This window comes from Larkinella arboricola (assembly GCF_003259745.1).
Lineage (GTDB): Bacteria > Bacteroidota > Bacteroidia > Cytophagales > Spirosomataceae > Larkinella > Larkinella arboricola.
On the sequence record NZ_QLMC01000005.1, the window covers coordinates 64,963 to 78,245 of the forward strand.

General features: G+C 52.9%; 7 protein-coding genes. 6 read left to right on the forward strand and 1 reads right to left on the reverse strand.

What is annotated here, in order from left to right; genetic code table 11:
* Positions 1-5: 5 nt before the first annotated feature.
* A complete protein-coding gene (locus tag LX87_RS19445) occupies positions 6-773 on the reverse strand; it encodes an SDR family oxidoreductase (protein WP_111629955.1) in 768 nt (255 codons plus the stop codon).
* A 224-nt stretch (positions 774-997) separates the two neighbouring features.
* Here LX87_RS19445 and LX87_RS19450 point away from each other — a divergent pair, with 224 nt between their 5' ends.
* The 6 genes from LX87_RS19450 to LX87_RS19475 all read left to right on the forward strand — a co-directional run bounded on the left by LX87_RS19450 (position 998) and on the right by LX87_RS19475 (position 13,268).
* Positions 998-1,624: an RNA polymerase sigma factor gene (locus LX87_RS19450; protein WP_111629956.1), complete on the forward strand. Its 627-nt coding sequence runs from the start codon at positions 998-1,000 to the stop codon at positions 1,622-1,624.
* A gap of 81 nt (positions 1,625-1,705) precedes the next feature.
* Entirely contained in the window at positions 1,706-2,824 is a 1,119-nt protein-coding gene (locus tag LX87_RS19455; RefSeq protein ID WP_111629957.1) for a FecR family protein, read from the forward strand.
* A 168-nt stretch (positions 2,825-2,992) separates the two neighbouring features.
* A complete protein-coding gene (locus tag LX87_RS19460) occupies positions 2,993-6,325 on the forward strand; it encodes a TonB-dependent receptor (protein ID WP_170139396.1) in 3,333 nt (1,110 codons plus the stop codon).
* A 25-nt stretch (positions 6,326-6,350) separates the two neighbouring features.
* On the forward strand, positions 6,351-7,925 hold the full coding sequence (locus LX87_RS19465; RefSeq protein WP_111629959.1) for a RagB/SusD family nutrient uptake outer membrane protein: 1,575 nt from the start codon (positions 6,351-6,353) through the stop codon (positions 7,923-7,925).
* Between the two features lie 47 nt (positions 7,926-7,972).
* Positions 7,973-10,048, forward strand: a complete 2,076-nt coding sequence (locus LX87_RS19470) for a CehA/McbA family metallohydrolase (RefSeq protein WP_111629960.1) — start codon at positions 7,973-7,975, stop codon at positions 10,046-10,048.
* A gap of 106 nt (positions 10,049-10,154) precedes the next feature.
* Positions 10,155-13,268, forward strand: coding sequence for a PVC-type heme-binding CxxCH protein (locus LX87_RS19475; RefSeq protein ID WP_111629961.1), 3,114 nt, complete (start codon positions 10,155-10,157; stop codon positions 13,266-13,268).
* The last annotated feature ends 15 nt before the right edge of the window (positions 13,269-13,283 follow it).

The window sequence follows — 13,283 nt, forward strand, 5'->3', positions numbered from 1 at the left end:
TTTTGTTACATACCCCAGGCCGTCATGCCGCCGTCCACCGCCAGCGTCTGGCCGGTGATGTAACCCGCTGCGGACAGGCATAAAAAGGCGACGGCGGCTGCCACCTCGTCCGGTTCGCCAACCCGGCCCATTGGCGTACGGTTTATGATTTTTGCCAGCCGTTCCGGATTGGTCAGAACCGGTTCGGCCAGCGGGGTACGGATGTACCAGGGCGCCACGGAATTGACCCGAATACCGTCCGGTGCCCATTCTACGGCCAGATTTCGCGTCAGTTGGTGCAGGGCGGCTTTAGTCATGCCGTAGATGGAACCGCTGCTGGTGTGCGTCAGCCCCGACACCGACGAGACAAATACGATGCTGCCTTTTTTCGAAGATTTTAGCAGCGGATAAGCCGCCTGGCAGAGTTCATAAGCCGAACGCAGGTTGGTATTCAAAAGCTGGTCAAATTCGTCCGGGCGGTAGTCAATGGTTGGTTTACGGATGTTGGTTCCGGCGTTATTAATCAGGATGTCCAGACTTCCCCAACGGTTTCTGACGGCTTCGATCAGTTGATGGGCCGCACCGGGCTGGCTGATGTCCGTTGCCAACCCATCAACCGGGAAGCCGTTCTGGCGGTATTCCTGCAAGTGCTGTTGCAGCAGCTCATTATCCCGGGCGACCAGAAACACGCTGGCGCCCATCTGGAGCAGTTGCTGAACAATGGCCTGACCGATGCCTTTGGTGCCGCCAGTGACCAGGGCGCGCTGGTTGGTAAGTTGCCAGGAGAGGGGCATAGTTACGATACTGTTTGGAAGTACGCAAGAAACGAATCGCAGCGAAAATCGCTACGGATTCCGTAACTACTTTTGAATTTCATGATTCGGTGACAGTCGGCTTAGTGGATTAGGGGAACTATTTTAGTTTTTTTTGTACAATAGTGAGTATTGCCTGAATTATCCTGCCTATTAACAAGCAGTTGCCAATCAGTGACTGTTTTCTGATTTTATCACCGGAGTCTATGCTGAAATCCGATTTGAATCGCCAGGCCACCAGCGTCTGGGAAAAAACCGACGAGACATTGCTCTGGCAGCAGTTTCGGGAAGGCCCGCAGGAGGCTTTTCAGGCGCTGGTTCAGCATTTTTACCGGGAGCTTCATTTTTACGGGAGTCGATTTACCCGTGATTCGGACTTGCAGAAAGACTGTTTGCAGGATCTGTTTCTGGATTTATGGACCTATCGGGCTAAAATCGTACAGACACCATACATCCGACCGTACCTCTACAAATCGCTTCGGCGAAAGATTTACCGGGAAGTGATGCGGCAATCGTCGGTGATCAATGAAGACGGTTTTCCTTTTGACGAACTGGGTTCGGAGGAAATTACGCCCGAACAGGCACTGATCCGCACGGAATTGTCGGATTACCAGACCGCCCGGTTGAACACGTTGCTGGGGCAGCTTTCGGACCGGCAGCGGGAAGCGATTCACCTGAAGTTTTACGGCGAATTATCGAATGATGAAATTGCTGATATTCTCGAGGTTAACAAGCAATCGGTTGCCAATCTGCTCCACCGGGGCTTGAGCCGTTTGCGGGAAAGCTGGCCGTCGTTGCTAAGCCTGCTGGGTTGCTGGCTGTTCAATCGATGAGAAAAATAGCCGCTTCAACTGAGTATCGGGAGAAAACGCCTTCCTATTAACAACCGACATGCTTCTGATCCTCAACTGGATATGAACGATTACCAACAGTATACCGCCGAAGAGTTTCTACAGGATACCTGGTTTCTGGCTTGGGTCAAACACGGCCAGCCAGAGGCACGGCAGTTCTGGGAAAAATGGCAACGGGAGCATCCATATCAACGCGAAACGCTGTTGTTGGCCAAAGATATGGCCGAAGCGCTCAAAAACCGTCCGCACAATTTGTCGCCTGGCCAGGAACAGCTTGAGATTGAGCAAATTGTCAAATTAACGCGTCACGTGCCAGAACGTTCGCCGTGGGCGGGTTTCAGCGCTTCGTTTTCTTCGCGTCGCTGGCTGGCCGCAGCCATTGCATTACTTGTGCTGGGAGCAGGCTGGGGCGTTTTTCTGGTGCAGGATAAGGCCAACTGGTCGGTAGCGAAAAACGCATTGACCAGTCTGGACGATTCAACGGACGACCATTGGGTGAAGCAGGTTAATGGAATGTCACAGCCCGTCAGTCTTACGTTGCCGGATGGCAGTCGGATGACGCTGATGCCCAACAGCGAAGCCCGCTACCCGCGTACGTTTGAAGCCGATCAGCGCGAAGTTCAACTGAAAGGTGATGCGGTTTTTTCAGTTGTTCACGAAGGAAAACGACCGTTTCTGGTCTATAGTGGCCCACTGGTGACGCGGGTTTTAGGAACCCGGTTTCGGGTTCTGGCACCCACGGATGGTTCCCGTATGAAAGTGTCGGTGTTATCGGGTAAGGTTTCGGTGATGGACCGGCACGATTGGGCGGTCGCCCAGCGTTCCGAAAGTCGCGCCTTTTCGGGGGTTGTATTGACTGCCAACCAGCAAGTTACCTACGATGCCACTCAAAGCCATTATCAGAAAGAATTAGTAGAAAAACCGGTGCTGATCGCTTCTTCCGAAAGCCGGGAAACGTTCAATTTTGAAGATACACCCGCTTCGGGGGTTTTTGAACGTCTGAAAAAAGCCTATGGCGTGGAAATCATGTATGATCCGACGGTGATTCGGAATTGTACCCTAACCGCTTCCTTGTCGGGAGTGCCGCTACACGATCAACTCCGGTTGTTGTGTGCTTCCATCGGGGCTACCTATGAGGTAGTCGATGCCCGAATTATTGTCACCAGCAAGGGCTGTCCGTAACAAAAATCGTAAAAAGCCCGCTATGGTGCGAACATAGCGGGGACACTTGACCGATCCGGCGGCACAACGGGCCACCGCGGACCGGTATAGCTACTCCTTTGCCCGGAATAACCAAATCACTCCCAATTTATGGACAAGTTTACAAAACACGAAACGATTCGGCTTCTTATGCGAATTTCGTTACTCCAATTGATTCTTACGGCTTTGCTAATCAACGGGGCGCTGGCGACCCGGGCGCAGGAACTGCTCGAGCAGCGGGTGAGTGTCAGGCTGGATAACAACACCGTCCGGCAGGCACTGCTGACGCTGGAAAAAACCGCCCACGTCAAGTTTGTGTATAGCCGGGAAGTGGTGCAGATCGATCGGAAAATTTCCCTCGCGGTGACCGACGAGCGGTTGGCCAACGTGCTCGATCGGTTGCTGAAACCGCTACATCTGACCTATGTCCTGACGGGCAATCAGATTGCCCTCGTCCGTTCTCCGGCGGCCGACGGCATGGGCAGCGTCCAGCCTTCCAACGCTGCTCGCCCTGAGCCGGTGACTGAGCAAACCGTGATCGGTAAGGTCACCGACGAGAAGGGAGAAGGGCTGCCCGGGGTGAGTGTGATCATTAAAAACACCACGCGCGGAACCGTGACCGACCCGGAAGGAAGCTTCAAGATTTCCGTTGGAGATGCAAAAGATATATTGGTGTTCAGTTTTGTCGGGTATCTCACCGAAGAAGTTGCGGTTGGCACCCGGACGCAACTAGCGATTTCCCTGAAAATCGATACCAAAGCGTTGGAAGAAGTCGTGGTCATTGGCTATGGTACCCAGAAGAAAGTCAGTCTGACCGGCGCTGTCGGAACGATTAAACGCGAAAATCTGGTCAGAATGCCGGTTTCGAATATTCAACAGGCTTTACAGGGGCAGTTACCCGGTTTAACCATTATCGATAACGGCGGAGCCCCCGGCAAATCGAATACGACGATGCGGGTACGGGGGATTACGACCCTGAGCGATAACAATCCGCTCGTCATTGTCGACGGAATTGAGCAGCGGCTATCCGATATCAATCCGAATGACATTGAATCCGTATCGGTTTTAAAAGATGCTTCATCGGCGGCCATTTATGGTTCGCGAGCGGCCAACGGGGTTATCCTGATCACGACCATTCAGGGAAAATCCGGCAAACTGTCGGCTAGCTACCACGGCTATTATGCGTTGCAGCAGGCTACCAACAAACCAGAACATATGGGGCTGGAAGATTACATGCGCATGCTGAACGTCGGAAGTGTCAATGCTGGCGTGGCCCCCCGCTACACCGAAGCGTATATTCAGGAATACGTCAATGCCACCGACCGCTATAAGTACCCGTTGCCGAACACCTGGTTCAATACGGTTTTCAGCGTGGCTCCCCAACAAAATCATTCGCTGGCTCTGAGCGGAGGCAATGAGTTTGTCAAATCGCGGTTGAGCCTGCGCTATCAGAACCAGGACGCCGTTGTGCCGAATTCCGGGTCGAAAATCAGTGAAGTACGGTTGAATACGGATATTAAAATGTCGTCGAAAATAACCGTCAACACCGATCTGAACTACCGCTACACCAATTTTACGTCGCTGGTTAATGACAACAACCAATACGAAAATATTTATAACCGCATGTTTCACTCCAGCCAGTGGGCGGTTCCCAAATACCCGGATGGAAGCTATGGGCTGAGTCCGCAGGGGCACAACCCGCTCATGTATGCCGAAATTGCCGGTATTTCCAAAACCAGCGATGACTACATCGTCGGTAACCTGAAAGGTAATTGGGCCATTGCGAAAGGGCTGCTATTTTCGACGCAACTGGCCGCCCGGTTTACCAGCACTGCGACCAAAGCGTTTGCGAACAAATACGAAGTCCGTGATTATTACAACAAAGACATTGTTAAAAAAACCGTCCCGATTAATAACCTGACCGAAACCCGCATTTTTTCGCGGGAAATTACCCTCAATAATACCCTGACGTATTCAGCCAATTTTGGCGGTCATTTCATCAATGCGCTGGCGGGTTATTCGCAAATCAGCAATGTCGGGAACAACCTGAGTGCGTTTCGCCAGAACTTTTACAGCAATGAAATTCAGTCGATTAGCCAGGGAACGAACGATAATACGAAGAACAACGGCGGAAGTGATTATCAGTGGGGATTGCGCTCTTATTTTGGCCGGATAAATTATTCGTACCAGGATAAATATTTGTTTGAAGCCAATAGCCGCTACGATGGATCATCCCGATTTATGGAGAAAAACCGGTATGGTTTCTTTCCCTCCATGTCGGTTGGCTGGCGCATTTCGGGCGAGAAATTCTGGGAGAAAGCCAGCGTGTATGCCAACGAAGTAAAATTGAGAGGGTCGTGGGGTAAAACCGGTAATCAGGCCGTTGCGTTGTACAGCTATTTCCCGACCTTAAGCCAAGTAAATTATACGTTCAATGGGAGTCCGGCAACCGGTTTTGCACAACTGAATCTGGCCGATCCGAATTTGACCTGGGAAACAACGACGCAAACCAATGTTGGTTTGGATGCGCAGCTGTTCAACAACAAATTGTCCCTTATCGTCGATTATTACCGGAAACGAACCGACGGTATTTTACTGGTATTGCCGGTTCCGGGCACCTTGGGTTTAAATCCATCGGCCCGTAATGCGGGTGTCGTGGATAACAACGGGTGGGAATTTGCCGTAGGGACCCGGAATAAATGGAACGAATTCAGTCTGGACGCCAACGCCCATCTGAACATCAATACCAATAATGTCGTGAGTCTGGCCGGTACTGGGCCGTATATCAGTACGGTCGAAACGGACCCCATTTTTATCATTGGCGAGGGGTATCCCATCAACTCGCACTGGGGCTACCAAACCGATGGATTGTTTCAAACCGAAGAAGAAATCAGTAAATACCCGACACTCGTTGCGGGCACCAAACCCGGCGATGTGAAATACGTCGATTTAAACGGCGACGGAATTATCAGCCCCAGCGACCGGAAGTATCTCGGAAACAGCTTTCCCAAATATACGTTTGGCGCGTCGCTGAATATGAACTACAAAAGTTTCTCGCTGAATCTGTTGTTTCAGGGAGCTGCTCAGGTAGATACGCGGCTGGCCGGTGCCCTGGCCGAAATGGGGAATAATGAAGCATATACGCACACCATTTTTACGGGTAACTACTGGACTCCGGAAAATCGGAATGCGCGTTTTCCCCGCCCGATTCGTTCGGATCTGCGCAACCTTTCGGCATCGGACCGAATGCTGATTGATGCTTCGTATGTCCGGCTGAAGAACATTCAGTTGGTTTACCAATTGCCTTCGGTACTCACCAGAAAGGCCTATATCGAACGCATGAATGTCTATGTTTCGGGCACTAATCTGTTGACGTTTTCCAAGCTGAATGAATGGAATCTGGACCCGGAAACCGTATCTGGGAGGGCGACTATTTATCCGCAGACAGCGCTCTACACGCTCGGCATCAATCTTTCTTTTTAAAGTAAAACAGTCAATTCGAAAAGCCATGTATAAATTTATAAAAACCAGTGTGGTTGGTTTGCTCCTGCTTTTGACGACCGCCTGTGAACGGGAATTACTGGAAACCATTCCGAATGACCGACTTTCGGTGGAACTGTTCTGGAAAACGGAACAGGATGCCATTCTGGCAACCAATGCGGTTTATACGTATCTGGAAGGAACCGGTCTTTTTAGCTGGGATGGCATGACCGATATTGGCCATACCAACCAGAGCTTTGCCACCGAAGCCCTGATCGAAAAAGGACAAACGGATGCTTTAAATAGCAAGGTATTAACGGAATGGACCAATGCGTATAAAGGAATCAGGGCAGCTAATAGCTTCTTTAAAAATGTCGATCAGATTCAGGCCCAGAACCCGAACACCATCAGCCGGTTGAAAGGGGAAGTGAAGGTATTACGTGCCTATTTATACCTCAAATTAGTGAGTTTGTACGGGGAGGTGCCGCTGATTACGGACGAAATTTCACTGGAAGAAAGCCGTCAGGTAAAACGGGTTCCCGCTGCCCAAATCTGGGATTTTATTGCGGCTGAATTAACGGAAGCGGCCCCGCTGCTGCCGGTGACGCAGGAACAGAAAGGCCGGATTACCAAGGGCGCAGCACTGGGCCTGAAAGCGCGGGCGTTATTGTATGCCGGTCGGTATCAGGGCGCTGCCGAAGCGGCCAAAGAAGTAATGGATTTAAATGCGTACAGCCTGCATCCGGCCTATCAGAAACTGTTTAGTTATGAAGCCGAAAACAACGGGGAAATTCTGTTGGATAAACAGTTTATCAAGGATACGTATAACAATAATATCTTCGCGACGATGGCTCCGTATAGCCAGCAGGCCAGCACAAATACGTTTGTGCCGACGAAAAATCTGGTGGATGCTTATACCATGAACAATGGAAAAGAGATCACCGATCCGGCAAGCGGTTTTGATCCGAAAAACCCGTATTTGAATCGAGATCCACGGCTGAAGTACTCGATTTATGTACCGGGCGAAAAACTGCCGGATGGCAAAATTTTCAACTCGGTTCCGGGGAGCGGAACAGCCGATGCCGTGGGCTATAGCTACATCACGACCACCACGGGTTTCACGGTAAAAAAATACATCAATGCGGAAGATCTGGCGCAACCGGCCAACGGCGGAATCAACATCATTCTAATGCGCTACGCCGAAGTGTTGCTAACGTATGCCGAAGCCAAAATTGAGCTGAACCAGTTGGATAAAACCGTACTGGATGCAATCAATCTGGTTCGCCAGCGGGCCGATGTTGCCATGCCGCCGATCACGGATCTGTCGTCGCAGGCGGCCCTGCGAAAAATCGTGCGCCGGGAGCGGCTGGTCGAGCTGGCCTTTGAAGGCTTGCGGTATTTCGACCTGCGTCGGTGGCGGATTGCCGAGGAGGTGATGCCCGGCAAAGTATATGGGATGACATACGTTGAGAATGGCACGCTGAAAACCGTTGAAGCCCCGGCGTTTGAACGGTCGTTCAACAAAAACCGGGATTACCTCTGGCCTATCCCGCAGAAAGAACGGGATTTGAACCCCGGATTGACCCAAAATCCCAACTGGTAAGTTGAATCGAAACTCATTTTAGCGGATTGCTTAATTTCGGATAACCGATGACAATATTACAACGGATTGGTATGCTTGTTTTCCTGCTTCTCGTCGGTGGACCGTTGCGGGCGCAGAACCGGGTGGTGGACAAACAGATGCATCATCTGCGGGCGGGTGAGGAACGGGAATGGGATTTTTTCAGGACCGAGCCGAAAAAACAACTCACACTCCGGTTTAACGCGCAGGAAAATACGTCGGAACTAACGCTGAGTCTGAGGCAGAAAGATGTCAAACTGGCCTGGAATGTGTACCTGAACGGGGTAGATCTGGGCAAACTGGACGCGGATGAAAACGCCCGAATCCGCTACCTGAGCATTCCGCCCCATACGCTCAAAACCGGCGAGAACACGCTTCTGATTGCGTATACCAAACCGTTTGGCAAAACCGATCGCGTACCGGATGATATGCTGGTTGGCGAAATTACCCTGCTCGACCGTCCGTTGAAGCAAATGATGCAGGAAGCCACCCTAACCGTCACGATTACCGAACGGGAAACCAATCGGCTGATTCCGGCACGGATTACCATTGTTGATGACCAAAACAACCTGCAACCCGTTGCGGTAGTGCCTGATCCGCAATTGGCGGTTCGGACCGGTTGTGTGTATACCGGTAATGGAAAAGCATCCTTTCGTTTACCCGAAGGAACGTACCGGCTTTATGCAACCCGTGGTTTTGAGTACGGCGTCGATTCGTTTTCGGTAGCGGTTAAAGCGGGGCAAACCGTATCACGTAACTTTGTGATTTCCCGCGAAGTACCGACAAAGGGTTGGGTTGCGTCCGACACCCACATTCATACCTTTACCTATTCCCGCCACGGTGATGCCACCGTGGCGGAACGCTTGCTGACGCTGGCGGGCGAAGGCATCGAGCTCCCGATTTTTACCGATCATAATATCCTGGTCGATGTCAGACCGACGGTCCGGGCGATGGGGATGGATACGGTTTTTACCCCGGTTATGGGAAATGAGTTTACGACCGAAGTGGGACACTTCAATGTGTTCCCGGTTGCCGATAACAGCGTGGTGCCGGATCATCACGTCAAAGACTGGAAATCCGCTTCCCGGAATCTGGCGAATTCGGGTCGGGTCATCATTCTGAACCACGCCCGCGATGTGCACTACAACTTTCGTCCGTTCGGCCCCGAGCGGCATGTGTCGGTTGCGGGGCTGGATCTGGAGGGGTGGACGCTGCCCGCCCAGGCCATGGAAGTGCTCAACTCCAGTTCGCAGCAAAAAGACATTGGGCAACTCTACCGCGACTGGTTTGGCGTGCTGAACCGGGGGCATTGGCTCACACCGGTCGGATCGAGTGATTCGCACGATGTGATGCAGTATCTGGTCGGGCAGGGGCGCACGTACATCAAATGCCGGGACGACAAACCGGGCCGCATCGATGTAAACGACGCCGTTGATCAGTTTCTGGCCGGGAAAGTCATGGTCAGCTTTGGATTGATGCCTGAAATAACGGTTAATAAAACCTACGGCCCCGGCGATGTGGTTCCGGCGGCTGGTGAGGTCACTGTCGCCGTGCGGGTTTTAGGACCTTCCTGGAGCAAAGCCGACCGGGTTTCGCTGTATGCCAACGGGCAAAAAATTAGGGAAGTCCGCATTACGCAAACCGGGAAAAAGGGGGTTAAGTGGGAAGGTAGCTGGACTATTCCCGCAACAAAACAGGATATGTACCTGGTTGCTATTGCTGAAGGACCCGATCAGATGCTGCCATTCTGGCCCATTCCCAAACCGTATTCCCGCACATCCAGCGAATGGCATCCGCAACTCATCGGCTCGTCGGGGGTCGTTTGGATCGACGCCGATGGCGATGGAATGAAAACAAGCGCCTATGCGTACGCGAAGCGGGTGATTGACAACACGAACGGAGATAATCAGAAACTTTTCAGGCAACTCGGCGAATTTGACCAGGCGGTGAGCACCCAGGCTGCTTCGATTTTAAACGAACAGAACCGATTAGTAGATGCTGGTTTGCTGGAATCCCTGAAAAAGGCACCTTCGCCGGTCAAAACCGGGTTTCAGGAATTTATTGATTCCTGGAAGGTATCGGAGATGGCCCGAAAAAACCGGTAAATTAAGGGGAGGGAACCGTCTAGGTCATTATTGGGTAAGGAAAGGGTATTGGGTTTTTTTACTACATTTACACGATTTATTCCAACCCTTACTTCGTGCGTAGTTTATGAACTCAACTCGTTACGCGAAACGCTTTCGGTTGTCCCGGCGGGCTTTGGCTTTGTCGACAGCCGGTCTTCTCATCGGGGGCGTTCTGGTCGGCGCCTGGCAAAACGATAACCTCAACCAGGCTTCTGGTGAATACCTCGAACGGCTTTTTGTCGGACTTTCAGACGACGACAAGCGCGATCCGAAATACGCCGTGGGAAGCCTGAACGTGGCACCGGGTCTGGAAGCGAAGCTTTTTGCGGCTGAACCGATGCTGACCAACCCGACCAACATCGATGTGGATGCGCGGGGCCGGGTCTGGGTGTGCGAAGCCTACAACTACCGGGCGGGTATCAACGGCAATCCGACCCGTCCCGAAGGCGACCGCATTCTGATTCTGGAAGATACCAACGGCGACGGGCAGGCCGACGTGACCAAGACCTTCTATCAGGGGCCGGAACTGGTGTCTCCGCTCGGTATCTGGGTGCAGGGCAACAAGGTGATCGTGTCGGATAGCCCGAATGTTTACGTGTTTACCGACGAAAACGGCGACGATAAAGCCGATAAAAAAGAACTGCTGTTTACGGGCATCAGTGGTGCCGACCACGACCACGGAATGCATTCGTTTGTGTTTGGCCCCGACGGCAAGTGGTATTTCAACTTCGGTAACGAAGGCAAGCAAATTCTGAATAAGGACGGCAAACCCATTTTCGACCGCTCGACAAACAAGGAAATTACGTCGCCCAATTACCGCCAGGGCATGGTTTTTCGCTGCAATCCCGACGGGAGCGAAATGGAAGTGCTGGGGCATAATTTCCGGAATAACTACGAAGTGGCCGTGGATTCGTACGGGGCCATGTGGCAGTCGGACAACGACGACGACGGCAACAAGGGCGTCCGGATCAACTACGTGATGGAGTACGGCAACTACGGGTATACCGACGAAATGACCGGCGCGGGCTGGCGGGCCAACCGAACCAACCTCGAAGAAACCATTCCCCTGCGCCACTGGCACCTCAACGACCCGGGCGTGGTTCCCAACCTGTTGCAAACCGGCGCGGGGTCGCCAACGGGAATCATCGTTTACGAAGGGGAATTATTGCCACCGGCTTTTCAGGGGCAGATGATTCACTGCGATGCCGGTCCGAACGTGGTGCGGGCTTATCCGGTAACGAATGACGGAGCCGGTTATAAGGCCACGATTGTACCCGTGGTGGAAGGCGTGCGCGATCAGTGGTTCCGGCCTTCGGATGTGTGCGTAGCTCCCGACGGTTCGTTGATCATTTCTGACTGGTACGATCCCGGTGTCGGTGGTCACCAGGCGGGCGATCAGAACCGGGGGCGGGTTTACCGGATTGCTCCGCCGAACACGCCCTACCAGCGTCCGAATATCAATCTGACGACCACCGCCGGGGCCATCGAAGCCCTGCAAAGCCCGAATATGGCCATCCGGTATGCTGCCTGGAACAAACTGCACGATCTGGGCGGCAAAGCCGAAAAGGACCTGGCCAAACTCTATAAAAATTCGCCCGACCCGCGCATGAAAGCCCGGGCGCTCTGGCTGCTGAGCAAGATGGATGGCAACAAAGGGAAGAAGTACGTCGAAGCGGCCCTGAAGGATAGCAATCCGAATCTGCGGATGGCGGCTCTGCGGGCAGCCCGGCAGATGAAAGGCGACGTAGTACCGTATGTGAAGCAGTTGGTCAACGACCCCGATCCGCAGGTGCGTCGCGAATGTGCCATTGCCCTGCGCCGGAGTCAATCGCCCGAAGCGCCGGAATTGTGGGCGCAACTGGCGGCCCAGCACAACGGCAATGACCGCTGGTATCTGGAGGCTCTCGGTATTGGTGCTGATGGTCAGTGGGATACGTACTACACGGCCTGGTTGAAACGGGCGGGAGCAAATCCGTTGAGCACGGCGGGTGGTAAAGACATTGTCTGGCGGGCGCGGACCAAAGAAGCCGTTCCCCTGCTGGCGCGGCTGGCATCCGATTCGCAGACCGATCTGAAAGGGCGCTTACGGTATTTCCGGGCGTTCGATTTCAACCCGGGCGCAACCGAAAAATCCAACGCCCTGCTGGGTATTCTGAATGCTAGTTCCAGTGATGTGCAACTGACCAAACTGGCCCTGCGTCACCTTGATCAGAATTTTGTCAGGAATTCGCCGGAAGCCATGACGGTTTTGTCGAAGCTGTTGAACGAAACTTATGGCACACCCGAATACATGGAATTCGTAAGCCGCTACGAACCCGTTTCTGAAAACGAGCGTCTGCTGGCTCTGAGTCAGAAACAGGCCAACAGCCCGATTAGCCGCGACGCAACCCGCCAACTGCTGCGGCAGGGTGGGGGCAAGCTGGTATGGGGTGTCATCAACGGAACTGATCCGCAGGCGGCTATCAGCATGGCTTCGGCGCTGCGCTGGGTAGGCAGCAAGGAATCGCTCGACATTCTGAAAACCGTTGCGCTGGACGAAAACCGTCCGTCGGCCCTGCGCCGGGAAGCCACGCGGGCCATCGGGGGGAGTGGCGACGGTGAAGACCTGATTCTGGAATTACTGCGTTCGGGGCAGATCAAAGACGAATACAAAGCAGCCGCCGTGCAGGGCGTGGCTACCACCTGGCGCAAGAAAGTACGGACCGAAGCGGCCAGCTACCTCGACGGGGCCAAAGGCGGGGGCGGTAAGAAATTGCCCGGTATTCCGGACCTGCTGGCGATGAACGGCGATGCCAGCCGCGGTCTGACGGTTTTCAAAACCAACTGTTCCATCTGCCACCAGATCAACAGCGAAGGCATGGATTTTGGGCCAAAATTGTCAGAAATTGGCAGTAAGTTGCCGAAAGAAGGGCAATATCTGGCTATCTTGTACCCCGATGCCGGAATCAGCTTTGGCTACGAAGGCTTTGAAGTGAAATTCAAGGACGGCAGCACGGCTTCGGGTATCATTTCCAGCAAAACCGAAACCGATCTGCAAATGAAATTCCCGGGCGGGGTGGTTACGGACTATAAGATGAGCGATGTCGTTTCAATGAAACCGCTGGATGGCTCGATGATGCCCGCCGGTTTGCAGGAAAACATGACAACCCAGGAATTAGTGGACTTAGTAGACTACCTATCAAGCTTAAAAAGAAAATAGAACCTTTCCCTCAAT